The sequence below is a fragment of the Flavimaribacter sediminis genome, assembly GCF_019492055.1.
Taxonomy (GTDB): Bacteria; Pseudomonadota; Alphaproteobacteria; order Rhizobiales; family Rhizobiaceae; genus Flavimaribacter; species Flavimaribacter sediminis.
In genome coordinates this window covers 141,997-165,996 of the sequence record NZ_JAICBX010000003.1, presented here as the reverse complement: position 1 = coordinate 165,996, position 24,000 = coordinate 141,997, and the positions used below count along the sequence as shown (strand labels likewise).

Genomic DNA, 24,000 nt, shown 5'->3' with positions numbered 1-24,000 from the left:
GGCGTCTTGGGGGAAGCGGTCGAAAGGGGACAGCCGGCGCGACCTGAAGGTCGTCGACCACGACCGCGTTGACGCGCCTCGAAGACGCGCCCGGCTGAAAGGGGACGAAAAGATACGCTGAACCATGGCAAGGCCACGCGAATTCGAAATGGGAGCGGCTATTGACGGCGCCATGAACGTCTTCTGGCGTTTCGGCTATTCCGCCACGAACCTGCCCGCGCTGTTGCGCGCCATGGGTCTGTCGCGCGGATCTTTCTACAAGGCGTTCGGCGACAAGCATGCGGCGTATCTCGCTGCGCTCGACCACTATGAACGCAAGAATATCGCGGCCGCGGCGACGCTGTTGACGGACGGCGCGCGCGGCGATGGCTTCGAACGCATCCTGGCGCTGTTCAGGCATGCCCAGGAAGACCGGCAGGAAACTGCAAGAGGCTGCTTCGTGTGCAACGCCATGGTCGAAGTCGCGCCGAAAGACGAGCAGGTCGCCGACAAGACCCTGTGCATGACGCGCAAGCTGGAGGACGCGATTTTCGAAGCGATCAGCGATATCGACGAACTCAAACCGCTTGACGCCGCGGCGCGCAGGCGCAAGGCCGCGATCGTGACGCGCTTCTACATAGGCTCCAAGGCGACCGGAAAGACCGGCCGCGACAACCAAGACTGGGCGGCGCTGCTGAGCGATATTCTCAACCTGTCAGTCTGAGCCTGCTCCGCCCTTGCGTTCATCCGGTTTCGGGGCTTTGAGAAAGAGCGGGATCAGCGCCAACAGGATAAACAGCCTGAAGACGTGGTGACTTGCGACATAGGCCGGGTCGATATGCATGTTGACGGCGATCGCGGCCATGGTCTCCAGACCGCCCGGCGCATAGGCCAGAAGCACCTGTTTCGGATCGAGTCCTGTTACGTGAGCGACGGCCAGCGCGCAGGCGAACGAGATGGCGAAAGCCGAAACCGTCACGGCGACGGCGGCGCCGGCGGAGCGCCTGAACGCCACCCAGGAAACGTTGCTGAACCTGGTCCCGATCAGGCTTCCGAGAATCACGAAACATGGAACCGACAGCCATTGCGGCACCGCGCCGACGGCAATTCCGGTGATGTGGCTCAATGTTGCAATCAGCAAGCCCGCCATCAGGAAAGCCGCCGGCACACGCGCCTTGAGAAAAAGCCAGCCGGCGGCGATCGCAAGGAGGGCGTTGATCAGCAGCCAGGGCAGGCTCATCGCGTCGACAGAGCCCGTGCTGTCGGGGGAAGACAGTCCCATTCCCGCCAGCGTGAAAGGCACGAGCAGGGTCAGGGCAAGCAGACGCAGGCTCTGGATCATGCCGATGGCGAGCGTGTCGCTACGGGTTTCCGATGCGAGGCTGAAGACGTAGCTCAGATGCCCCGGCGTCGCTGCAAGCAGGGCGGAGTTGTTGTCGAGTTTCCAGATGCGCGCAAGCATCGCCCAGCCGGTGACCATGACGAGCGTGACGCTGAATATCAGTCCGATGAAACTCAGCGGCCATTGCCGCGCCGCCTCCAGCGTCGCCGGCGAAACGCCGGACCCCATCACCATGCCTATGACGACGAAACTGACGTGGCGCAAAAAGACCGGCACGTCGAGTTCCAGACCGGCGAAACCGGCGATCGTGACGGCAATCAGAGGGCCGGTCAGAAACGCTGCGGGAAAATGCAGTACAACGGCGATCACGGCGCCGACGGCGCCGATGGCGAGAGTGGCGAGCACGATCCTGGTCTGACGGACCGGTATGCGGTCCATCCAACTGGACACGTTCGCGCTCAATCGAACAGGCTGGAAACCGAGGATTCAGACGCCGTGCGGTTAATCGCCTCGCCGATGAGGCTGGCGGTGCTGATGACCCGAATATTGTGGGCGTTCTGAACTGCGGTGGTGGGCTGGATGGAATCCGTGATCACCAGTTCCGTCAGTTTGGAGGAGGTGACGCGCGCGACCGCGCCTCCGGACAAAACGCCGTGCGTGATATAGGCGGTGACGCTTGTGGCGCCGTTCTTCAGCAGCGCTTCGGCGGCGTTGCAGAGCGTTCCGCCCGAATCGACGATATCGTCGATGAGGATGCAGTCTTTTCCGTCGACATCGCCGATGACGTTCATGACTTCCGATTCGCCGGGTCTGTCGCGTCTCTTGTCGACGATGGCGAGCAGGGCGTCGAGGCGTTTTGCGAGCGCTCGCGCCCGTACGACGCCGCCGGTGTCCGGCGAGACGACCATGACGTTGGACACATCATAGTGGTCCTTGATGTCACGGGCGAGAATCGGCACGGCGAAGAGGTTGTCTGTCGGAATATCGAAGAAGCCCTGGATCTGGCCGGCGTGCAGGTCGAGGGTCAGAACCCTGTTGGCGCCCGCCTCGGTAATCAGGTTGGAGACGAGCTTGGCTGAGATGGGCGTGCGGGGACCGGGTTTGCGATCCTGGCGGGCGTAGCCGAAATAGGGCAGAACCGCTGTGATGCGCTGCGCGGAGGCGCGCCGCGCGGCGTCGGTCATGATGAGAAGCTCCATCAGGTGATCGTTCGCGGGATACGACGTGGACTGGATGATGAATACATCCTCGCCCCGGACGTTTTCCTTGATTTCAACGAAGATTTCCTGATCGGCGAACCGTCTGACGGTGGCGTTCCCAACAGGAATATTGAGGTAATTGCAGATGGATTCCGCCAGGATCCGGTTGGAGTTGCCTGCGAAAACTTTCATGGCGCTGCCTGTCGTCACGGTGTTCTACCGCGGCTTTTAACGGCCTCGCATGCGATTGCAAGAGACTGGCGCGGGATTATGTGATTTTAAACAGGAATCAGGAGTTTGCCGGGAAAGGAAATTCAGGATCGCGCCGTCGCGCGCCAGGCCAGATAGTCGCTGATGGTTTTTGAGGCGATTGTTTCCATGACGCCGGCGCTGACGACCGACCAGGGATCCGACGCGGACCCTTGCGCGACTTCCTGGCCGCGAATGCGGTGGAGGCGCATGCCATTGTTGTCGAGTACATCCCAGACAAAGGCGACGGTCGTCGTGTCGCCGTCGGAAAACGCGGAGAAGTAACCCTTCAGAATGTGATCGCTGTCGCCGCTCATCGCGTTCACGATCATTAGACCGTTGCTGCGGGCCGCGGAACCGAGCCCGCTCGACAAGGGTTGAACCGCGCTGATCGGCGCGCCGATGACAGGCGTGAAGCTGATGGTTCCCCTGCGTCGGCCGGGAAGCGCCGCCAGGGAGTTCTGGATGGGCGAGCCGGAGGCTTGCGTCTGCGTATTTCCGTTGACGAGGCCGGCCTGCTGCAGCGTCTGCTGTTCACCCGGAATATCCGCCGGGGGCTGCGGACCCCGGGACAGTCCGAGCGTCCTGCCCGCATTGCAGCCGGCAAGCGCCAGTATCAAAACACCGACTATCGTCAAGGTCGGGATCGTTCGCACGCCTGCGCTTTCCTTTCCCCCGCTCTCGGTCCTACCGGATGATCAGATCGAGACCATGCGCCGAAAGCGGCGTCGGCCCCTCTTCTCCGGTAAGATATGTCTGGCCAAGCGTCATGGCCGTGTTGGTTTCCGAATCCATGATGATCATGTGCACGAACAGGGACATGTCGGGCCGGATTTCCTGCTGGTTGCCGGAAAAGAACATTTCGCGTTCCATCCAGCTTGGCGTAAAGCGCGCGCCAAGCGAATAGCCGCAGGCGTTCAGCCTGTGCCGTGTCATTCCCCTTTGCTCCATGGTGCTGGCATGGGTGGAGAAAACGTCCCCGAAGGTGTGGCCCGGCCGCAGCACCGCTTCGATTTCCTCAATGGTCTCGCGACATACGTCGTAGAGTTCCAGGTGCCTTTCCGTCGGCTTGCCGACTATGACGGTGCGCATCATCGCCACGTGATAATGAGCAAACACGCCCGCCCATTCGAGTGTGAGCTGGTCGTTCTCGTCGAGTTTCCTTCGGCCGGCCTTGTAGCGGCATAGCAAGGCGTCCACGCCGGATCCGATGATGAACTCGTTCGCCGGATAATCTCCGCCTCCGGCAAAGACGGCGCCCTGCATGGCGGCGAGGATATCGCCTTCGTCCGCGCCGGGCGCGACCAGCGGCAGCGCGGCGTCAAGCGCCGCATCGGCCAGCGTCGCGGCCTGTTTGACATAGTCGATTTCCGCCGGGCTCTTGGTCAGCCGCAAACGCGATATGATGTGCGACGCATCGCTGAGATCGGCGAAGGATTGCAACTGGTTGTCGAGCTTGCGGCAATTGCCGCCCGTCAGGCCGTGCGTGTCGTATTCGACGCCGATCCTGCTGCCCAGCAGGTCGAGATCGTTCAGCAGGTTCTTCAGGTCGACCGCCGGATCGGCGTTGGCGCGGTCCGTCCAGATCGAGATGTTTTCGATGATCGAGGTATGGCGCGCCTGGCGCATATCGGCCGAGCGGGTCAATAAGGTCATGGAGCCGTCGGCGGTGACGACGAGCGTCTGGAAAAAGCAGAAGCCGAACGTGTCGTATCCCGTCAGCCAGTACATGCTCTCCTGGGCGAAGAGCAGCATGGCGTCGAGCTTGTTGTCTTCCATTGCATCCAGCAAGCGACGCATTCGCCACTTGTATTCTTCCCTCTCAAACTGCAGCGCCATGGTTCTCCCCGTCGATTATGCTTATTGCCGAAATCTGCCGGCCGTAGTCCGGCTCGCCACGATGGGTGGCGCGTCTGAATGAAAAGAAACGGTCTTCGTCGGCGTAGGTGCATTCGCCGACAGAAACCGGCCGCACGCCAGCCGTCGCCAGCCGGTCGAGCGTAAAGGCCCGGAGATCGAACATCCGGTGTCCGTCATTGGCCGACGGTTCGAAATAGACCGCGTTCGCGCTGCCTTGCGCCAGGAACCGATCAACGAATTCCGGACCGACTTCGTAATTTGCGCCGCTGATGGACGGGCCGAGGCAGGCGATGATGGCCTCGCGTCGGGCGCCCAGCGACACCATCGCATCGATCGTCGCTTCCGCCACGCCGTTCAATGCGCCTTTCCAGCCCGCATGGGCGGCGCCGACAACGCGAGCCTCCGGGTCAGCGAAAAGGATCGGCCCGCAATCCGCCGTAAGCACGCCGAGCACGATGCCGGGCGTGGCGGTGACGAGGGCGTCGGCCTTCGGCCGCATGTCGTCCATCGGTCGATCCACCACGACGACGTCCGTCGAATGAATCTGGTGCAGGGTGGCCAGACTGTCTTCCGGCAAATGGAACCAGCGGCAAACCCGGGCGCGATTCTCCCGTACGTCGCCCGGCTCGTCATCCGATCCGAGGCCAACGTTCAATCCGCGATAGATTCCCCCGGACGTTCCTCCGATCCGGGTGAAATAGCCATGACGAATTGCGGTTTTTGAACAGGCCTCCTCCAGCATGTCGCTGACAATCGGATCAGGTCGGCCCAGGTCAAGCATGGTTGGCCCCTCAGCTTCGCACGGTCAAATGATGTGTAATGTGACCGTGCATGTCAATTATCCGTAAAAAATGGCGCCAGATCCAGTTTGTCGCCGGTGACGCACATTACCTTGAAAAGGTTACCCATATCATGACTTCCGTCGCCTGCAAGCCGGTGCACGGCGGCGGTGATTTGCTGCTGCGCGTCTTCGTCCTTGCCGGCGCCGAGCCGACCGGCGCGTTCAAGAAGGCCGAGCGCGAGCAGGAAATCGCCCTGTGTCATCACCGGCATGACATGAACGCCGCGCATGGCTTGGGCCAGCATTTCAAAATCGACGTGGCTTGTCAGATCAGCCTCTCCGGGCGTTCCGAGCACAGACAAGTATCTGTGTTCACGCACCGCCTGCAAAGTGTCGCCGAAGCCGGAGCGGAGGTGCCCGTAGTCGATAATGAGACCGGCGCCGCCATCTCTTTCGATCCGCTCTGCGATCTTTGCGGCGACAGCGTTGCGGGCAGGGGAAATCTCGAACACGGTTCCGGAGCTGATAGCGGCGTGAGCGGGCAGAAGGCTGTCGTCGAGAGATGCCGATCCGACCGAAAAGACGAGTTTGTCATCATCGTCGTTGAGCGCAACCATCCTTTCGCGAAAGCCGGAATCGGTGGAAACGAACTGGCGGATCGGAAGGGCGTCGAAAAACTCGTTCGCCACCAGCAGCGTAAAGCCGGGCTCTATCGTGTCGATATCGTCATGCCAGCGTACGGGCGCTGTATATGCGGACAGCGCGTCGGACTGGATCTTTCTCAGTCTTTCGCTGGTCTCGACAAGCTCGACCGTCGCCGTAGCCGCGAGATCGGGCGCGAGTTTGCGGACCACCCTCAGCACATCGGCCATCAGGACGCCGCGTCCGGGCCCGAGTTCAACGATGCGCGTGGGCGAAGGCGCGCCATGCGCTTTCCAGGCGTTGACGAGGAAGACGCCGATCAATTCGCCGAAAAGCTGGCTGATTTCCGGCGCGGTGATGAAGTCGCCCTCCGCGCCGAACGGCTCGCGCGTGCGGTAATAGCCGTAGTCCGGATCGGCGAGGCACAGGGAGAAATAATCGGCTACGCCGATCGGGCCGTTGAGGCGAATCAGGCGGGCGATCTTTCCGCCCAGCGGAGTTGTCATTTTCCGGTGTCCGCGGTTCCGGCGGCGGGTCTGGCTATCGCCATGACGAGGAGGCCGAGCACCAGCATCGGGGAGGACAGGATCATGCCCATCGTCAGCCAGCCGCCGTACAGGTAGCCGATCTGGACATCCGGCTGACGCACGAACTCGACCAGGATGCGGCTGACGGCGTAGCCGGCCAGAAATGCGCCGCTGACGAAACCGGGCGATTTGAGCTTGCCCATGCGCCAGATGAGGAAAGCCAGGAGAGTGAAAAGCACCAGCCCTTCCAGGAACGCTTCATAAAGCTGGCTCGGATGGCGTGGCTCCGGCCCTCCGGTTGGAAAGACCATGGCCCAGGGGACGTCGGTCGTCTTGCCCCACAATTCTCCGTTGATGAAATTGGCGATGCGGCCAAGCAGCAGACCGAGCGGCGTTGACGCGGCGACCACGTCGAACAGGCTCCAGGTGGAAATGCGCCGGACCCGGGCGAACAGAAACATCGCCAGTATCGTTCCGAGCAGGCCGCCGTGAAACGACATGCCGCCGTTCCAGACCTCCAATATGCTCAAGGGGTTGGCCGCAAAGGTCGGCCAGTCGTAAAACAGCATGTATCCGACGCGACCGCCGGCCACGATGCCGACGGCGGCCCACAGCAGGAAATCGTCCAGATCGGTGACCGTCATTGCCGGTCTGTCGCCTGCCCAGAGGCGGTTGGTGGAAACCACCTTGCGCGCATAGCGCCAGCCAAGAAGAATGCCGACGACATAGGCGAGGCCGTACCAGTGGATCGCGACGGGTCCGATCGAGAAAATGACCGGATCGATATTCGGATAGGGCAATACCGCCTGAACGGTTTCCATGAACGCGATCTTTCGGTTTCAAGGGCTCAACTGCGCGCGGACCATGCCGGGCTTGTTGTCCGAGGTCAAGACTTGCATGTCGACGCTGAAACTCCTACCTCTTGGGCGTTCCCGTTTGCGGTCCGACGCGCCGGGAAAACGGATTTTTCACAGACAACGAGGCATCGCTATGACGTCAGGACCCAATCGATTCATGGATGAATTCGCCCGTTTGATGACGGACGCCGCCGGTGTGGCCCAGAGCGCGCGCAATGAAATGGAAACGGCTTTCAAAACGCAGATGGAACGGGTGCTTGCCGGCATGGACGTCGTCCAGCGGGAAGAATTCGAAGCAGTGCGGGAGATGGCCGTGAAGGCGCGCGACGAAAACGAGGCGCTGGCGAAACGCATCGATGAACTCGAAGCGCAGCTCTCCGAACAGAAAAAGGCTGCCAAATCGTCGACGACGCGTAAAAAAACGGCTCCGGACACGGCCGCCAAATAAAATTCATAAAAAAATTCAGGCGTCCCGGAATCCGGAAAAGTCCTTTCCGCAGAATCTCTTAGAGTCACCGCCCACAACACTGTCCACATGTGATTTGGAGCAGGCTCCAAAAAGGGGCTGGTTCTCAGACTCTGCCATTATACACTGATTTTACAAGATGATTCGAAACGGGTCGCTACGAGGGCCGGTTGATCCGGTTGCGGGTCTGTTTCGCAATCTTGTGCGGGCGAACGGGTTTGCGCGTAAACGGTAATCATGTTTCGGCGTCCGTTTTCGATCACCGTGAGTATTGAATTCCAGACTGAGAAGGTGCGGCATGGGTCTTATGGAACTGGTATATGAGCGACAGTCCAATCCGGTCGACATGATCGAGGTTGTCGCAACGAGCAACGAGTGGTCCTTTGAACGGTCGGGCGAAGACGAGATCGCCATGACGATCGAGGGGCGCTGGTCGGATTACCACATCTCATTTTCCTGGATGGAGGATTACGAGGCCCTCCATCTGGCCTGCGCATTCGATATCAATGTGCCGGACAACCGGGTCAACGAGGTGGTCAAGCTCCTGTTCGAGGTAAACGGCCAGGTGCTCATGGGGCATTTCGATCTGTGGCAGCAGGAACATGTCATCATATTCCGGCAGTCGCTGCTGCTGGCCGGAGGCGCGGAGCCGACCAACGCCCAGGTGGAGGTGCTGCTGTCGAGCGCGCTCGAAACATGCGAACTCTACTTCCAGGCGTTCCAGTTCGTGATCTGGTCGGGAATGGACGCCAAGGCGGCCGTCGACACAGTGATGTTCGAAACAGTTGGAGAAGCGTGACGGAAATGTCTTCCGCTCCGACCGTCCTTGTGGGCGCCGGCAATATGGGCGGCGCGATGCTGGCCGGCTGGCTGGACTCCGACACGGACGCCGGCTCCTATATCATCGTCGATCCGTCGCCGTCGCCCACAGTGCAACTCCTTATCGACAAGCACGGCCTGCGGCATGAGAAAGCCGCGCCTTCCGATGTGGAGGCGGCGATCGTTGTCCTGGCCGTGAAGCCGCAAATGATGGAGACGGCGCTTCCAGCGCTGACCGGCATGATTGGCGACGATACGCTGTGCATATCCATCGCCGCAGGCACGACGGTTTCGACGATCCAGTCGTTTCTCGGCGATATCGCCGTTGTTCGGGCGATGCCGAACACGCCTGCAATGGTGGGACGCGGCATTACAGGCGCCTGGGCCAACGCAGCCGTCAGCCCGGCGCAGCGTGACGCCGCCGACAGGATGTTGTCTGTTACGGGCCCTGTCGAATGGGTTGACGAAGAGCCGCTCATCGACGCCATCACCGCGGTGTCGGGCAGCGGGCCCGCTTACGTTTTCTATCTCGCCGAATGCATGGCCGAGGCCGGTCGCAGGGCGGGACTGGACGAGGATATCGCGATGCGGCTTGCGCGAGCGACCGTGTCCGGCGCCGGAGAACTTATGCGCCGTTCCGACGATCCGGCCGAGACACTGCGCAAAAACGTTACCTCCCCTGGCGGGACCACGGCGGCGGCCCTTGATGTGCTCATGGGCGGCGACGCGATGCAGGATCTCTTGACGCGCGCTGTCGCTGCTGCAAAGAAACGCGCCGGAGAACTGGCGGGGTAATTGCGATGAGCGAGACGATAGCATGGCAGGATTTCGAGAAAGTCGACATCCGGGCGGGAACCATCGTCGAGGCGTCCGAATTCCCCGAGGCGCGCAAGCCGGCGATCAAGCTGAAGGTCGATTTCGGGCCCGAGATCGGCGTCAGGAAATCCTCCGCGCAGATAACCAAATATTACGAGCCCGCAGAACTTGTCGGCCGGCAGGTGATGGCGGTCGTGAATTTCCCTCCACGGCAGATCGGACCGTTCATGTCCGAAGTGCTGGTGCTTGGCTTTCCGGATGAAGAAGGCGCGGTCGTGCTTGCGGCGATCGACAAGAAGGTGCCCGACGGCGGCAAGCTGTTTTAGCGCCGCGTTTAAGCCGGAACGCGGACGATTGCCTGCAAACCGCCTTGCGGGCTTGTCGACAACCTTATGTCACCGCCATGACTTCTGGCGATATCCCTTGCGATTGAAAGGCCGAGGCCGGTGCCGCTGGTGTCCTGGTTTCGCGCCTCGTCGAGCCGGAAGAACGGTTTGAACACCTCTTCCCGCATCTTTTCCGGTATGCCCGGTCCGTCGTCGTTGACGGTAATTGTCAACCAACTGCGGTTGACCTGCACCTGAATGTCGACGTGGTCGGCGTATCGCCAGGCGTTCGAGACCAGATTGGTGACAAGCCTGGTGAATGCTTTCGGCCGAACCGTGACGATTGGATTGCCCTCGATCGACGTGGTCTGGCTGTGGCCGCGGAGCTTGGCGTCGTCAGCGAGTTTTTCCAGCAATTCCTCGAGGTCGAGTTCGCCGACATCCTCTTCGGCCTCGCCGCGGGCGAAAGACAGATATCCCTCCAGCATTGACTGCATGTCGTCGACATCGTCGCTCAGGCTCTTTACTTCGTCGGCGTTTCCAACGAGGGCGAGCTGCAGTCGAAACCGGGTGAGGATTGTTCTGAGGTCATGGCTGACGCCGGTCAGCATGGCGGTGCGCTGTTCGATCTGCCGCTCAATGCGTTCGCGCATGCGGATAAAGGCGAGGCCGGCCCGTCGCACCTCGTCGGCGCCGCGCGGGCGGAAATCCTCCGGCGTCTTTTGACCCTTGCCGAAGGATTCGGCGGCCTGGGCAAGGCTGAGAATCGGCCGGATCTGGCCGCGCAGGAATAGGATGGCGATGACCAGCAGCACCAGCGACGTGCCGACCATCCACAACAGGAAGATATGGGTGTTCGACGCATAGGCCTGGCTGCGCCGCGCGAAGACACGGATTATCTTGTCGTCCAGAAGTATCCGGATCACGACGAGATTGGAGTTGCCGACCGTGTCGATCCAGAACGGCCGCCGGATCTGGTGGGTGATTTCCTCGCTCAAAATGGAATCAAGTATCGAAAAAAACGGCTTTGTCATTGGCGGCGGCAGGCTGCCGGCCGGTTCAATTGCGACGCTCAGCCCCAGACGCTGTGCGGCTATGCGTTCGATCTCATCATAATTGGCGTCCTGCGGATAGGTTTCGATCACGTCGATGATCGCGGCGATGTCGCGCACCACCGCCGTCGACAGACGCTGTGTCACGGTTTGCCAGTGGCGCTCCATGAAGACGAAGGCGATGACTGACTGCAGCAGCACCATCGGAACGATGATGATCAGCAAGGTGCGTCCGTAAAGGCCGGTCGGAATGCGCCGGGTGAACCAGCGTGTAAAGCGGTTCAGGCCGCGGGGCGGGTGCTGGTCGTATTCGCGTCTTATGGAATCTATGGTCGTCATCAGCCGTCCCTGCCGTGGATCTCCTGCCACGGCTGTCGAAATCGGCTACACCTTATTCTACACTCAGGCGGTATCCAATGCCCCTGACAGTTTGCAGCCACATCGGATTGGCCGGGTCGTCCTCGATCTTGCGGCGCAGCCGGTTAATCTGGACGTCGATCGTCCGTTCGCCAATGCCGACGTCGTTGCCCACCAGTTCGTGGCGCGGAATGGTCTCGCCGGGGCGTTCAGCGAAATGAACCATGATTTCCTGCTCGCGGTCTGTAAGCCGAATGACGTTGGCGCCGCGCTTGAGTTCGCGCCGTGCGAGGCCGAATGTGTAGGGGCCGAAGACGATCTGCTCGATCTTTTGAATATCGACCGGGCCGCCGCGTTTCAGGATGTTGTTGATGCGCAAGACAAGTTCACGCGGATCGAAGGGCTTGGGCAGGTAATCATCGGCGCCGGCTTCCAGGCCTTCCAGGCGATGGTCTATTTCTGCGAGCGCCGTCAGCATAAGAATCGGGACGTCGCGCACCTCGCGCAGGGACTTCGTGAGGTTCACGCCGTTTTCACCGGGCATCATCACGTCCACGATCAGCAGATCGAATTCGAGGCCGGCAAGCTTCCGGCGCGCCTCGGTTGCGTCGCTTGCGGTGGTGATGCGATAGCCCTGCTCGGTCAGGTACCGATTGAGCAGGTCCCTGATACGAGTGTCGTCATCGATGACAAGAAGATGCGCCGCGTCGTCGGAGAGGGGTTTTGCAGCCATGCGATCGTCCTTCTTCTGCGCTCAATCCGTGTCGGTCATACCTTGCAGGAATGTCCTGACCATATCACGACCTTGCGGATCAAGCGCACTAAGTGCTTTGGCTATGCGGCGAGACTGTGGCCGCGCCAGCTCCAGCGCAAGTTCGCGTCCTTTCAGGGTGGGGTACAGGCGGCGCTGCCGACGGTCCTTCGGACCCACGACCTGGTGGATATATCCTGAATCCACCAATTGCTTGAGAACCCGCGCCAGGCTCTGCTTGGTGATGCGCAGCGTGTCGAGCAAGTCGGCGACGGTCATTCCCGGCTGCCGGTTGACGAAATGCACAACACGGTGGTGCGCCCGGCCGAAACCGGACTTTTCCAGAATGGCGTCAGGGTCGGACGTAAAGTCGCGATAGGCGAAGAACAATTGTTCGATGAGATCGAAATCAATGCCCTCGGCGTCGGAAATCGGTCCGGTTACTGTTTTTTCCTCGGACGTCTTCCTTGCCTGGTCGGACGACATGTGGCCATTTCCCTTCAAATATGTCAGCCTTGTTGACATATTTTCATGCTATTGCTAGCGTTGCCGGGCGTCAAGGATTTGGCGCCGTGGCCGGATCGCCGTCGGAAAATTCTACGATGGACAACCCCTAGCGGGTTTTATACGGAAACAAGAAGGTCCCGCAATCAAAACAACCAGGCTCGCTTCAAGCGCCGGAGGAAAACGCTATGGCATCGGCTCCTTTCGATCAACTCGATGGACATATTTGGTTCAATGGAGAATTCGTCCCCTGGAAGGACGCGAAGGTGCATGTGCTGACGCACGGATTGCACTATGCAAGCAGCGTCTTCGAGGGCGAGCGCGCCTATGGAGGCGCAATCTTCAAGCTCCGCGAACACACGGAACGCCTTTTTGAATCGGCGCGTATCCTCGGCTTTGAAATTCCCTTCACCGTCGAGGAGATCGATCAGGCCTGCAACAGCCTTTTGAAGATGCAGGGTTTCGACGATGCCTATATCCGCCCCGTCGCATGGCGCGGCAGCGAGATGATGGGCGTCTCGGCGCAAAGCAACAAGATCAACGTGGCGATCGCGATCTGGCAGTGGCCGTCCTATTTCAAGCCGGAAGAGCGGCTCAAGGGCATTCGCCTGGATATCGCCCAATACCGGCGGCCTGATCCGGCCACCGCGCCCAGTAAGGCAAAGGCGGCCGGTCTTTACATGATCTGCACCCTGTCCAAACACGCCGCCGAGGCTAAAGGCTATGCGGATGCATTGATGCTGGACTGGCGCGGTCGCGTGGCGGAAGCAACGGGCGCGAACATCTTCTTCGTCAAGGACGGCGTCATTCATACCCCGACGCCCGACTGTTTTCTTGACGGCATTACGCGTCGGACAGTGATTGATCTCGCGAAAAAGCGCAATTACGAGGTTGTCGAGCGCACGATCATGCCGGAGGAGATGGCGGAGTTCGAGCAGTGCTTCCTGACCGGAACGGCCGCAGAAGTCACGCCGGTATCAGAAATCGGGCCGTACCGGTTCACCGTCGGCGAGATTACCGAAAACCTGATGAACGACTACACAAACGCTGTGCAACCGATCAAGCAGGCCGCCGAATAGCAGGCGGTTCACGAGGGGCGCGGGGCGTTGCGCCTGACGGCGCTCGGTCTTCGGAGGAAATTTTATGGGTCAGCTTCAGGCGGGGATCATCCCGGTCACCGCATTCCAGCAGAATTGCACCATCCTGTTCGATTCCGAGAGCAAGAAGGGGGTCGTCATCGATCCGGGCGGCGATGTGGACCAGATAAAGGACGTCATCGAGAAGAACGCCATCGATGTGACGGCGATCTGGCTGACCCACGGACATATCGATCACGCCGGCGGCGCGATGGACCTGAAGGATGCGCTGGACGTGGAGATCATCGGTCCGCATCGCGACGACCTGCCGCTGCTGAGCGGGCTGGAGGATCAGGCCGCGATGTGCGGCCTGGACGGCGCGGTCAGAAACGTGACGCCCGACAAGTGGCTGGAGGAGGGCGAGAGCCTCGCCTTCGATGGCCACGCATTCGAGGTCTATCATTGTCCGGGTCACGCGCCGGGCCACGTGATCTATTACAATCGCGCCGCGAAGTTCGCCCATGTCGGCGATGTGCTGTTTAGCGGGTCGATCGGCAGGACCGATCTTCCCGGCGGCGATCATCAACAGTTGCTGGAATCGATCCGCACAAAGGTTTTTCCGCTGGGCGACGACGTCGGCTTCATTTGCGGCCATGGCCCCGGCGGCAGGATTGGCGAGGAACGCCGCACCAATCCTTTCCTGACCGGGCTGTCCGCCTGACGCGCTCTATCTGACGACGCAGAAGTGGTCCCGGCCGTCATAGCCGCGATAGGTGCCTTTTGTCGCGTCGAACGAGCGATACTTGTTCGCGCAGTAGCGGTACCATTCGTCGCTCCAGGGTTCGGCGCCCGCGACGGGCCCGCTTGTGCGGTAGCCGGCCGGCGGAGGAGCTGACGGCGCAGGCAACGGATTGTTGTACGATCCTGGCCGGTTGCTTTCCGCAATGGCGCCGCCGATGATGGCCCCTGTGGCAAGTCCGAGCACGCCGAGGGCGACCGCGTCGTCACCGTAATAGTAGCCGCGAGGACCGTAGTAGGCGCGCGGACCGTACCAGTAGGGACGGGGCCCATATCTCGGTCCCCAGCGCGGATACGGCGCCTTGTGCCATTTTCCATAGTATTTGTGGGGCGGTGGAGGCGGTCCTCCGGCGTTTGCGCCGCTGAGCGGCAGCATGACCGAAACCGACATGGCCATCACGGCCAGAAGCGATTTACTCAGCAAGTTCATGTGTTCATTCCCGCATTTGCATCATACCGAGAAACGGATATTTCGATGCATCCGTTCCCGGCCATTATGAGATCCTGTTGCTGAACGGAATCTGAACAGACAAATTCGGTTATCCTGTGGCGCCTCAAAATTGCGCCGGAAGCGCCCATATTCGCCGCGTCGCGGCCTCCGGAATTCCCGGATACCGGCGCTATCTGGAATTCGCCAGGGCGTTGCCGAGGAGCGCGCCTGCCGCGAACCCGATGAGGCCAATGGCGGCAGTATTGTCATTCTTCTTGACGACGACGGGATAGCAATAGGCCGGCGGCCGCGGCGTATTCGGCTTATGCGGCTTGTAGATCGGCTGGTGCGGCTGAACATGCGGCGGCTTGCCTGGCGCGCCTGGATTCATGCCGGCTGCATTGGCGGCGCCGAGCGGCGCAACTGACGCGACCGCAATGACGGCTGCGATGGCGGTGAGGGTAATTTTATTCATGACCGGCTCCTTTCCGAGCAAGGGCAGATCGACGATCTGCTTATTCATGCCCGGAAAGTACGATTGTCACGATGAATCGTATCTGAACGGAAGCCGTTGAAATAATACAATTATTCAATTTACGCAGACCGTGCTGCGTTTACTTTTACCGTATTGGCGGCGCGTAGAGCAGGCCGCCGTCCGTCCACAGGGCGTTCATGCCCCGCGCAATGCCCAGCGGCGTGTCCGGACCGACATTGCGATTGAAGATCTCACCATAGTTTCCGACGTGTCTGATGACATTGTAGGCCCAGTCGTCGCCAAGTCCGATGTCTTCCCCGAATGCGCCTTCCACACCGAGAAGCCTTCTGATGGCGGGGTTTTCGGAGGATTTCATCTCATCGACATTCGCCTGGGTGACGCCAAGTTCTTCGGCGTTTATCAGGGCGTTGAGAACCCATTTGGCGATGTTGAGCCACTGATCGTCGCCCTGACGAACAACGGGTCCGAGGGGCTCCTTTGAGATGATTTCCGGCAGAATCACATGGGCCTGCGGATCAGTCAGCTTCTGCCGGTTGGCGGCAAGTCCGGAAGCATCTGTCGTGTAGACGTCGCATCGGTCGGCGTCGTAGGCCTGGGTCACTTCGTCATTCTTTTCGAATGCGACCAGTTCGTAGGGCATGTCGTGGAGACGGAAGAAGTCGGCCACGTTCAATTCGGTGGTGGTGCCGGTCGCGCTGCAGACCGAGGCGCCAGACAGTTCGAGCGCCGATCTAAGGCCGAGGCCCTTGCGCACCATCATGGCCTGTCCGTCATAATACATGACGCCGACGAAATTGGCGCCCAGCGTGGTGTCGCGCGACATGGTCCAGGTCGTCGTGCGCGACAAAACATCGATTTCGCCCGATTGAAGCGCCGTGAACCGTTCCGGCGAAGACAGGGGACGAAATGTGACCGCTTGCGGGTCGTCGAAGATTGCGGCTGCGACGGCGCGGCAGTAATCGACGTCAAATCCGCTCCAGACGCCATTGCTGTCGGGGTTGGAAAAACCGGGATTACCCTGGCTCACCCCACAGGCCAGCTGTCCATTTTCCTTGACCGTATCCAAAGTGGCTGAAACTGCCGGCGCAGCGCCCAAAGCGATGAGTGAGCCGACGAAAAAACTGAGAAGCGCGGTTTTCATGCGATCTCTTCCTCCCAAAACAAATTTTGAAAATTACTACAGTATTCAACTCTTGATAGTATTCGGTCAGGGCCGCCATTGGAATATCCAATGAGCCTCCTGCGGCAAAATTACAGAGGCGAGCGATGCTACAGGGCAAAGGTCCGGTCGCAGGCGTTCGTTCGGCCGCCGTGGCAATCCACGCGCAACCGGCGCAGATGGCGACTTGCGAACCGCAAGCTGCGGAGGAACTGGCGACCGAAATTGAAAGCGCCCGGCATTGCCGGGCGCTTTCATATTTCGATCTGATCAGCCAACGATCGACAGGTTGACCGCTTTCGGTCCCTTGCCGCGTCTGTCGGGTTCCGTGTCGAAACTTACTTTCTGATTTTCCATCAGGGTCTCGAGACCCGAATCCTTCAGAGCGGAGATATGTACGAAAATGTCCGACGCGCCATTGTCCGGCTTGATAAAGCCGAAGCCCTTGTCGGTATTGAAAAACTTCACAGTGCCAGTCTCGGCCATGCTTTCAGGTCCTCTTTGCTCCGCAGGTCGCTTACCCACGTATCTTGTATTACCCGTTTCCGGGCAAGGCAGGCAGTTCTCGAATTGGTGAGGAAAGGTCCCTGTTATCGTGATCCTGGCGGTTCAAATGACCTGCTAGCTTATCACCCGGAATATTATGCGTCTCCGGTCCGCATGGCTTTCAATAGGTTTTCCCGTGTTCGTAGATTTGCCCGAACGACGCGTAGAGTGATGCAGGTTGTGGAAATTAGCAAGAGAAAGTTTTATGACGATTCCCGATTTGAGTGTCTGCCTTCTGTTAAAGCATTGATAGTTAACTAAATAAATAAACTATCGTTAGTCGGCTGCCTGGTCTTGCATTAGCTTGTTTCGCGTCAAGGGAACTATTTCGACCGTCAGAATTGCCAAAAAAATGAGCAGACAGCCCAAATAGCCCGCTATCGTGAAGCGTTCGGAAAGCAGCAATGCGCCGAAGAGGGCGGCGAACAAAGCCTCCGAAGACAGGCAGATGGCCGCCTGCGCTGGCGTTGTGAATCGCTGGCCGACGGCCTGCAGCGAGAAGGCCAGCCCGCTGGCGAAAATACCCGAATAGAGAACTTCCGGCGCTGCGGCGGCGATCGCATCAAGGCGAATGGGCTCGATCGCCACGGCGACCGCAAGGGAAAGCGCTGCGCAGATGGCGAACTGCACGCATGAAAGCGCCAGCGGCCGACCCGAAGACTGGCCGAAATATCCGATGAGAGTTACCTGGATCGCCCAGAAGACGGCGCACAGGATCGTCAGCAGGTCGCCGACTGACAGACCGGTCATGGATCCGCTGCTCAAAAGCCAGATGCCGCAAAAGGCGACAGCCGAAGCAGGCCAGATGACGGCGTGTGGGCGCTGCCGGAGGAAGATCACGGACAGCACCGGTACAAAGACCACATAAAGCCCTGTCAGAATCCCGGAATTGGTGACGCTTGTGGATAGCAGGCCTACTTGCTGGCTGGCCATTCCAAGAAACAGGGCCACCCCGATCCAGACGAATCCCTTGACAGACGCCCGGTCCAGCTTTTCAGACGCGCGTCTCGCTTCCATCCAAGCGAACGGCAGGCACACAAGCGTCGCCAAGACAAAGCGCAGACCTATGAAGAGAAACGGCCCCATGTCGTCCATGGCCGTCGACTGCGCGACGAACCCGGCGCCCCAGATGGCCCCTGCCAGCAACAAAAGCATATTGGCCTGCGCCCGACCCATCGTGCTCACCCTGCCTGCGATCCGAAACCGGTCACGCCCTATCAGGAGAGGAAGCCCCAGGCAAGAAGCCCAGGTTTGCGCCCTGCGACGGGCGCGGATGGAGAGCGGCGGTCAATAAATGACGGTGAGGTTCAAAAACAGAGCGACGCATGAGAATACCGCGAAGGCGCAAAGATAGTAGCGGATCCGCGTCTGTTTTTCCCTGCTATGCTTTTCCGTATAGTCGATGTCCGACTCCATAAAACCACCCTCGCATTCGCTCAACACGGTGAAATAAAGAGGTGAATTCGGTCGGATAAAGGGCCGAATTGGGGCCTTCTCGCGATAAGTTTGTGACAGTCACAAAAGCGTTTAAGTTGTGCCGAAGCCGAGCCCATATGCGCCTTGCGTTTGGATCGCATTTCGCAATAGAAATGACCCCGTTCCGCCTGCATGCCGACAACGACCGGAGTACCTGACATGGCATTTCTTGCCGACGCCCTTTCCCGCGTCAAACCGTCCGCCACCATCGCCGTCGCGCAAAAAGCCCGGGATTTGCGAGCCAGCGGCCGCGACGTCATCAGTCTGGGCGCGGGCGAACCGGATTTCGATACGCCGGACAATATCAAGGAGGCGGCGATCGACGCCATCCGGCGCGGCGAGACGAAATATCCTCCGGTCGCCGGCATCCTGGAGCTCAGGAAGGCGATCTCCGCAAAATTCAAGCGCGAAAACCAGCTCGACTACGCCCTTGACGAAATCATCGTCGGCACGGGCGGCAAGCAGATCCTGTTCAATGCGCTGATGGCGACCCTCAATCCCGGCGACGAGGTCGTCATTCCGACGCCCTACTGGGTGAGCTACCCGGAAATGACTGCGATATTCGGTGGTCAGCCGGTCTTTGCGCAAACAACGCTGGAAAACAATTTCAAACTGGATGCGGAAACGCTCGAAGACGCAATTACCGACCGCACCAAGTGGCTGATCTTCAACTCCCCGTCCAACCCTTCCGGCGCCGCCTATGACGAGAGCGAGATGAAGGCGTTGACCGAAGTGCTGAAGCGGCATCCGAATGTCTGGATCCTGTCGGACGACATTTACGAGCACCTCTGCTACGGCGATTTCCGTTTTGTGTCGCCGGCCCAGATCGAGCCATCGCTGAAGGACCGCACGCTGACGATGAACGGCGTCTCCAAGGCCTACGCGATGACGGGTTGGCGGATCGGTTACGCCGGCGGCCCCCGTCAGCTGATCAAGGCCATGGACATGATCCAGAGCCAGCAGACGTCGGGCGCCACGACGATCGCGCAATGGGCCGCTGTGGAAGCGCTCAACGGTCCGCAGGACTTCGTCAGGAAGAACAAGGCGGTGTTCGAAGCCCGCCGCGACCTGGTGGTGTCGATGCTCAACCAGGCGAAGGGCATCGACTGCCCGACGCCGCAAGGCGCGTTTTATGTCTATCCGTCATGCGCCGGCCTGATCGGCAAAACCGCGCCAAGCGGCAAGCGCATGAAGACAGACGAGGACTTCGTCACGGAGCTTCTGGAGGCGGAAGGGGTTGCTGTCGTGCATGGCGGGGCGTTCGGCCTCGGACCAAATTTCAGGATTTCCTATGCAACGTCCGAGGAGCAACTCGAAGAATCCTGCCGCAGAATTCAGCGGTTCTGCGCGGCATGCCGATGACCGTACGCCAATCCGCCACGGGCAAGCTGTCAGTGATTTGACAGGGGATTTGGCGGAAACAGCAACGGACTATGCTTATCCGGCGTCATTTCTATAGTGTAGCTAAAAAAAACGGGCCGGGAGATTGCTCTCCGGCCCGAAGCGGGAAGGTTTATAAAACGAAACCTCCAGAGGGGAACAGCTAACAAGGTGGTACTGGGAGGAAATCCACCCGGTTGTTAGCCATCCCCGATATGTTGGTTTCGGTGGTATTTATCAATAGGAAGGGCCGCATATCAGCTATGCGATTTTGCATAACTCGACCTTTGGTCGTTATGTCTCAAAGGGTTCGTGCGAAAAACAAGTCGCAATCGCCCTGACAGGCAGGCTCTAGAAGCCTGCGAATTCCTGTTTATAAGTCGCGTCAACGGCGCTCAGTATTTCCAGTTTCTCGCTTTCGAGATCAGGAAATCCCTGAAGGCGTGCAATTTGGCGGAGCTGCGCATTTCTTCCGGATAGCAGAAGAAACTGTCGAACGAGGGCACGTCGGCATCGATATCGAGCCGCACGAGGCCTGCGTCATGGCCGACCATGTAGTCAGGCAGCATGGCTATGCCAATGCCGAGCTGCGCGGCGCGCTTGACTGAGGACATGTTGTTGATCTGCAATTGCGGGGTGCGCGGATTTCCGGCCGGCCGCCCGGCGAGCTCCAGCCAATTGACCTCGAGCAGATAGCTCGGGGCGGGCTCGCCGAAGGTGACGATGCGATGATCGTCGAAATCCGTGACGGTTTCCGGCTCTCCGAAGCGGTTGAGATAGGAGGGCGAGGCGTAGATGTGCATGTGGACCGTAAAGATCTTGCGCTGGATCAGGTCCGGCTGCTGCGGCTGCCGCAGCCTGATCGCGCAATCCGCATGGCGCATCGTCACATCGACTTCCTCGTTGTCGAGAAGCAGTTGCACCTGGATATCCGGATAGAGCTCGACAAATTCGTGCATCCTGTCAGTCAGCCATTCCGAACCGAGGCCGACCGTGGTGGTGACGCGCAACTTGCCGCTTGGCGTGTCCTTGGACTCGGTCAGGCGCGAGCGCACCGATTCGAGTTTCAAAAGAACGTCATGCGCCGTCCGGTAGAGCAACTCTCCCTGCTCGGTGAGGATCAGGCCGCGGGCATGTCTGTGAAACAGCGGCGCGCCGATGTCCTGCTCCAGTGAACTGACCTGCCGGCTGATGGCGGATTGCGACAGATGCAGCGTCTCGGCCGCGTGGGTGAACGACCCCGCTTCCGCAGCGGCATGGAATATCCGCAATTTATCCCAGTCCAACGGCATAGCCCCGGCTTCTCTTTTTTTCTTTGCGTCTTGCTCTGTTCGCGTGGCGGATGCCGTCTACTCGGCGGCGTCCGCTATCGTTTCGATTTCCGCCAGATACTTTTCCACTTCAAGGGCGGCCATGCACCCCATGCCGGCGGCCGTGACCGCCTGCCTGTAGATATCGTCGGTGACGTCGCCGGCTGCAAACACGCCCGGAACGTTCGTCGCCGTCGAATCCGGCGCCGTCCACAGATAGCCGTTGGATTTCTGCTTCAGCTTGCCTTCGAACAGGGCGACGGCGGGCGCATGGCCGATGGCGACGAATACGCCGTCCGTTTCGATGTCCGTCACTGCGCCGGTGCGAACATTCTCCAGCCGCGCGCCCGTCACAGAGGGCGGAACGCCCGTCGCGCCGGTGATTTCAACGAGGCGGCTGTCCCAGACCACCTCTACATTGTCCTTGGCGAGCAGGCGCTGCTGCAGGATCTTTTCAGCCCTCAGTTCGTCGCGGCGATGCACGAGCGTGACCTTCTCCGCAAGATTGGACAGGTAAAGGGCTTCCTCGACCGCCGTGTTGCCGCCGCCGACAACCACAACGTTCTTGCCGCGGTAGAAGAACCCATCGCACGTAGCACAGGCGGAAACGCCGAACCCCATAAAGGTCTGCTCTGTCTCGATCCCCAGCCACTTGGCTTGCGCGCCGGTGGCGATGATAAGGGAATCGCAGCTGTATTCCTGTCCCGAATCCGTCTTCAGCCGGAACGGGCGAACCTCGAGATCGACTTCCGTGACAAGGTCATTGACGATTTCGGCGCCGACATTTTCGGATTGCTGGCGCATCTGGTCCATCATCCACGGACCCTGAACCGGATCCGCGTATCCAGGATAGTTCTCCACTTCGGTGGTGATCATCAACTGGCCGCCCTGTTCCAGTCCGGTGATCATCACCGGATTCAGCATCGCGCGGGCGGCGTAGATTGCGGCGGTGTATCCCGCCGGTCCCGAGCCCACGATCAGCACGCGTGCATGGCGCGTCGTCATATCTGCATTCCTTGAAACTGGTCTCGTCTTGGTTGCCGGGCCTATAGCACGGCTGATTGCGCCCGCACAGGGCATTTCACCCGCCGGGCCGGTTTGTCCCAATGTACGTAGCGGCGGCGATCTGTTTCAAGTAGAGGGCGCATATTTCACGATACCGTGCAACGACGCGGCGCAGGGCTTGGACCAAGCGCTGTGGAAGAGAAATTATCTTGCGCGCCGGCGAAATTAATGGTCTCGTTTCCAGCCATTAGAAGGGAGAGGGCCGCATGCCGATTCGCGCTGAGCTTGATCGCATCGACATGAAGATATTGCGAGAGTTGCAAGCCGACGGCCGGATGACCAATGTGGAGCTTTCCGAACGGGTCGGCATTTCTGCGCCCCCCTGTCTGCGGCGCGTGCGCAAGCTCGAGGAAGCAGGCGTCATCGAAGGGTATCGCGCGATGCTGAACGCGCCGGCGCTTGGTTTCGATGTCGTCGCCTTCTGCGCGGTGGGGCTGACCTTGCAGTCGGAAGCCAATCTCAGGGCGTTCGCCGAGAAAACCCTGTCCTGGCCCTTTGTCCGACAGTCGTGGATGGTGAGCGGTGAAAGCGATTTCCTGCTGCATTGTGTTGCGCGCAATCTCGCCGCTTTCCAGGATTTCGTCATCGACGAACTGACAACGGCCGCAAATGTCGACACTGTCCGCACCATGCTGACGATCCGCCAGGTGAAGAACGAGGGCAAGGTGGCGTTTGATTAGCCGCCCTCAAGCATTTCTTCATAGACGGCCTTCAGGGCCGACGCTTCCCGCTCGAGGCCGAAATTCGCCCTCACATGCGCGAGGCTCTTCTCCGCGTCGTCGATCGCCTTTGCGGGGTCTGCGAGGTAGGGCTCTATCGCTTTCGTGAGCGCCGGACCGTCGCCAGCGGCGACGATGTTTCCGGAAATGCCAGGCACGGCCATTTCAGAGTATGCGCCGGCGTCGGAGGTCACCACCGCTGTCTTCGAAGCCATCGCCTCGAAGGGCGTCAGCCCGAAGCCTTCGTTTCTCGACGGGGCGACATAGAGCGTCAGGCGGCGGTGCCAGACCTTGATGTCCGGCACTTCGCCAAGGAAAACGATCCGGTCCTGAAGCCCGGCCGACCGGACATCGTCCTTCAGACGGTCTGCAAACGCCTGGTGTTCCGCCGTGGCGCGGCCGGATATCACCGCCGTCCAGTCCGGGAAACGCGGGAGCAAATCGATCATCGACGCGACGAACAGGTCGGTTCCCTTCTGATGGCGGATGCGGCCGAAACATCCGATCAGGTATTTTCCGGCGAGACCGCTCGCGGCGATCGTGTCTTCCGCCGTTTGCGGAGGGTGAAACATGTCGGTGTCGACGCCGTGGAGGATGGTGGTGTGCGGCGCCTGCAGAAAGGAACCCGAGCGCTCGCTGGTCGCAACTACCCGGTCCATGCGCCTTATGAGCCAGCGCGTGAAGGGCTTGTGATGACGCTGCGCCGCCGATGTGAAAAGCAGTTTCAAGGGCATGCGCAGAATGTCGCGCAGCACGATGCCCACGATCATTTCATTGTTTCGCCGCGCATGCCAGACGCGCGCAGTTTTGCCGGGCGGCGGACGCCACGCCTTGACGAGGTCGCGCCAGGAGACGTGCGGCAGGTGTTCGGGAAGTCCGGGGCCGAGGGTCGCGATCTTCACGCCGATCCGTCGCTGTAACGGCGCCAGCTGGACGATCGTGGAGGTCACTCCGGACAGTCGACGCTTGAAGTTCGGTGCGAGAACCTCGACCTCGTCCATACTGACCGGAGTTTCAG

General features: G+C 60.1%; 27 protein-coding genes. 9 read left to right on the top strand and 18 right to left on the bottom strand.

All coding sequences use genetic code 11. The features are described from left to right. Nucleotides 1-124: 124 nt before the first annotated feature. Complete coding sequence (locus K1W69_RS16450; RefSeq protein WP_220229520.1) at nucleotides 125-703, top strand: TetR/AcrR family transcriptional regulator; 579 nt, start codon at nucleotides 125-127, stop codon at nucleotides 701-703. Here K1W69_RS16450 and K1W69_RS16445 read toward each other — a convergent pair. The 7 genes from K1W69_RS16445 to lgt all read right to left on the bottom strand — a co-directional run bounded on the left by K1W69_RS16445 (nucleotide 695) and on the right by lgt (nucleotide 7,400). Beyond that, nucleotides 695-1,771: an AbrB family transcriptional regulator gene (locus tag K1W69_RS16445; RefSeq protein WP_220229519.1), complete on the bottom strand. Its 1,077-nt coding sequence runs from the start codon at nucleotides 1,769-1,771 to the stop codon at nucleotides 695-697. The two genes, K1W69_RS16450 and K1W69_RS16445, sit on opposite strands and share 9 nt — an antisense overlap. 8 nt (nucleotides 1,772-1,779) lie before the next feature. Beyond that, nucleotides 1,780-2,712, bottom strand: a complete 933-nt coding sequence (locus K1W69_RS16440; protein WP_220229518.1) for a ribose-phosphate pyrophosphokinase — start codon at nucleotides 2,710-2,712, stop codon at nucleotides 1,780-1,782. A gap of 122 nt (nucleotides 2,713-2,834) precedes the next feature. Beyond that, entirely contained in the window at nucleotides 2,835-3,425 is a 591-nt protein-coding gene (locus K1W69_RS16435) for a hypothetical protein (RefSeq protein ID WP_220229517.1), read from the bottom strand. Between the two features lie 31 nt (nucleotides 3,426-3,456). Beyond that, nucleotides 3,457-4,608 carry a M24 family metallopeptidase gene (locus tag K1W69_RS16430; RefSeq protein WP_220229516.1) on the bottom strand — a complete coding sequence of 384 codons (1,152 nt, stop codon included), beginning with the start codon at nucleotides 4,606-4,608 and terminating at the stop codon, nucleotides 3,457-3,459. Beyond that, a complete protein-coding gene (gene pgeF, locus K1W69_RS16425; protein WP_220229515.1) occupies nucleotides 4,592-5,410 on the bottom strand; it encodes a peptidoglycan editing factor PgeF in 819 nt (272 codons plus the stop codon). The genes K1W69_RS16430 and pgeF overlap by 17 nt, the downstream gene beginning before the upstream one ends. 53 nt (nucleotides 5,411-5,463) lie before the next feature. Beyond that, nucleotides 5,464-6,558, bottom strand: a complete 1,095-nt coding sequence (locus tag K1W69_RS16420; RefSeq protein WP_220229514.1) for a class I SAM-dependent methyltransferase — start codon at nucleotides 6,556-6,558, stop codon at nucleotides 5,464-5,466. Continuing rightward, complete coding sequence (gene lgt, locus K1W69_RS16415) at nucleotides 6,555-7,400, bottom strand: prolipoprotein diacylglyceryl transferase (protein ID WP_220229513.1); 846 nt, start codon at nucleotides 7,398-7,400, stop codon at nucleotides 6,555-6,557. Before lgt ends, K1W69_RS16420 begins: the two co-directional genes overlap by 4 nt. A 169-nt stretch (nucleotides 7,401-7,569) precedes the next feature. On the opposite strand from lgt, the gene K1W69_RS16410 reads away from it, so the two are divergent. The 4 genes from K1W69_RS16410 to K1W69_RS16395 all read left to right on the top strand — a co-directional run bounded on the left by K1W69_RS16410 (nucleotide 7,570) and on the right by K1W69_RS16395 (nucleotide 9,863). Beyond that, entirely contained in the window at nucleotides 7,570-7,884 is a 315-nt protein-coding gene (locus tag K1W69_RS16410; protein WP_220229512.1) for an accessory factor UbiK family protein, read from the top strand. 316 nt (nucleotides 7,885-8,200) lie between these two features. After that, nucleotides 8,201-8,701, top strand: a complete 501-nt coding sequence (locus tag K1W69_RS16405) for a type III secretion system chaperone family protein (RefSeq protein WP_220229511.1) — start codon at nucleotides 8,201-8,203, stop codon at nucleotides 8,699-8,701. A gap of 5 nt (nucleotides 8,702-8,706) precedes the next feature. Further along, on the top strand, nucleotides 8,707-9,516 hold the full coding sequence (gene proC, locus K1W69_RS16400; protein ID WP_258571149.1) for a pyrroline-5-carboxylate reductase: 810 nt from the start codon (nucleotides 8,707-8,709) through the stop codon (nucleotides 9,514-9,516). A gap of 5 nt (nucleotides 9,517-9,521) precedes the next feature. Continuing rightward, complete coding sequence (locus K1W69_RS16395) at nucleotides 9,522-9,863, top strand: tRNA-binding protein (RefSeq protein WP_220229509.1); 342 nt, start codon at nucleotides 9,522-9,524, stop codon at nucleotides 9,861-9,863. Nucleotides 9,864-9,871: 8 nt separating this feature from the next. Here the strand turns inward: K1W69_RS16395 and K1W69_RS16390 are convergent, their stop codons facing one another. The 3 genes from K1W69_RS16390 to K1W69_RS16380 are packed head-to-tail and all read right to left on the bottom strand — an operon-like array spanning nucleotide 9,872 to nucleotide 12,509. Further along, nucleotides 9,872-11,254 (bottom strand): ATP-binding protein, encoded by a 1,383-nt coding sequence (locus K1W69_RS16390; protein WP_220229508.1) that lies wholly within the window; start codon nucleotides 11,252-11,254, stop codon nucleotides 9,872-9,874. A gap of 52 nt (nucleotides 11,255-11,306) precedes the next feature. Further along, nucleotides 11,307-12,005, bottom strand: coding sequence for a response regulator (locus K1W69_RS16385; RefSeq protein WP_220229507.1), 699 nt, complete (start codon nucleotides 12,003-12,005; stop codon nucleotides 11,307-11,309). Between the two features lie 21 nt (nucleotides 12,006-12,026). Next, nucleotides 12,027-12,509: a MarR family winged helix-turn-helix transcriptional regulator gene (locus K1W69_RS16380; RefSeq protein WP_220229506.1), complete on the bottom strand. Its 483-nt coding sequence runs from the start codon at nucleotides 12,507-12,509 to the stop codon at nucleotides 12,027-12,029. Nucleotides 12,510-12,715: 206 nt separating this feature from the next. Between K1W69_RS16380 and K1W69_RS16375 the strand changes: the two genes are divergently transcribed. Further along, nucleotides 12,716-13,606, top strand: a complete 891-nt coding sequence (locus tag K1W69_RS16375; RefSeq protein WP_220229505.1) for a branched-chain amino acid aminotransferase — start codon at nucleotides 12,716-12,718, stop codon at nucleotides 13,604-13,606. 64 nt (nucleotides 13,607-13,670) lie between these two features. Next, complete coding sequence (locus tag K1W69_RS16370; protein WP_220229504.1) at nucleotides 13,671-14,324, top strand: MBL fold metallo-hydrolase; 654 nt, start codon at nucleotides 13,671-13,673, stop codon at nucleotides 14,322-14,324. Between the two features lie 6 nt (nucleotides 14,325-14,330). On the opposite strand, the gene K1W69_RS16365 is transcribed toward K1W69_RS16370, so the two are convergent. From K1W69_RS16365 to K1W69_RS16345, 5 genes are all read right to left on the bottom strand, one after another. Continuing rightward, nucleotides 14,331-14,831, bottom strand: coding sequence for a BA14K family protein (locus K1W69_RS16365; RefSeq protein ID WP_220229503.1), 501 nt, complete (start codon nucleotides 14,829-14,831; stop codon nucleotides 14,331-14,333). Between the two features lie 190 nt (nucleotides 14,832-15,021). Then, nucleotides 15,022-15,306 carry a hypothetical protein gene (locus K1W69_RS16360; RefSeq protein WP_220229502.1) on the bottom strand — a complete coding sequence of 95 codons (285 nt, stop codon included), beginning with the start codon at nucleotides 15,304-15,306 and terminating at the stop codon, nucleotides 15,022-15,024. 145 nt (nucleotides 15,307-15,451) lie between these two features. Further along, nucleotides 15,452-16,468, bottom strand: coding sequence for an amino acid ABC transporter substrate-binding protein (locus K1W69_RS16355; protein WP_220229501.1), 1,017 nt, complete (start codon nucleotides 16,466-16,468; stop codon nucleotides 15,452-15,454). Between the two features lie 288 nt (nucleotides 16,469-16,756). Further along, nucleotides 16,757-16,972 (bottom strand): cold-shock protein, encoded by a 216-nt coding sequence (locus tag K1W69_RS16350; RefSeq protein WP_220229500.1) that lies wholly within the window; start codon nucleotides 16,970-16,972, stop codon nucleotides 16,757-16,759. Nucleotides 16,973-17,308: 336 nt separating this feature from the next. Then, the gene (locus K1W69_RS16345; protein ID WP_220229499.1) at nucleotides 17,309-18,208 is read right to left on the bottom strand and encodes a DMT family transporter; all 900 of its coding nucleotides are present in this window, start codon (nucleotides 18,206-18,208) and stop codon (nucleotides 17,309-17,311) included. A 459-nt stretch (nucleotides 18,209-18,667) separates the two neighbouring features. On the opposite strand from K1W69_RS16345, the gene K1W69_RS16340 reads away from it, so the two are divergent. Further along, a complete protein-coding gene (locus K1W69_RS16340; protein WP_220229498.1) occupies nucleotides 18,668-19,870 on the top strand; it encodes a pyridoxal phosphate-dependent aminotransferase in 1,203 nt (400 codons plus the stop codon). Nucleotides 19,871-20,283: 413 nt separating this feature from the next. On the opposite strand, the gene K1W69_RS16335 is transcribed toward K1W69_RS16340, so the two are convergent. Next, nucleotides 20,284-21,180 (bottom strand): LysR family transcriptional regulator, encoded by an 897-nt coding sequence (locus K1W69_RS16335; protein WP_220229497.1) that lies wholly within the window; start codon nucleotides 21,178-21,180, stop codon nucleotides 20,284-20,286. A gap of 57 nt (nucleotides 21,181-21,237) precedes the next feature. Next, nucleotides 21,238-22,203 carry a thioredoxin-disulfide reductase gene (trxB, locus tag K1W69_RS16330; RefSeq protein WP_220229496.1) on the bottom strand — a complete coding sequence of 322 codons (966 nt, stop codon included), beginning with the start codon at nucleotides 22,201-22,203 and terminating at the stop codon, nucleotides 21,238-21,240. A 266-nt stretch (nucleotides 22,204-22,469) separates the two neighbouring features. Here trxB and K1W69_RS16325 point away from each other — a divergent pair, with 266 nt between their 5' ends. Then, on the top strand, nucleotides 22,470-22,943 hold the full coding sequence (locus K1W69_RS16325) for an Lrp/AsnC family transcriptional regulator (protein ID WP_220229495.1): 474 nt from the start codon (nucleotides 22,470-22,472) through the stop codon (nucleotides 22,941-22,943). Here the strand turns inward: K1W69_RS16325 and K1W69_RS16320 are convergent. Then, nucleotides 22,940-23,983, bottom strand: coding sequence for a glycosyltransferase family 4 protein (locus K1W69_RS16320; protein WP_220229996.1), 1,044 nt, complete (start codon nucleotides 23,981-23,983; stop codon nucleotides 22,940-22,942). The genes K1W69_RS16325 and K1W69_RS16320 overlap by 4 nt on opposite strands. Nucleotides 23,984-24,000: the final 17 nt, after the last annotated feature.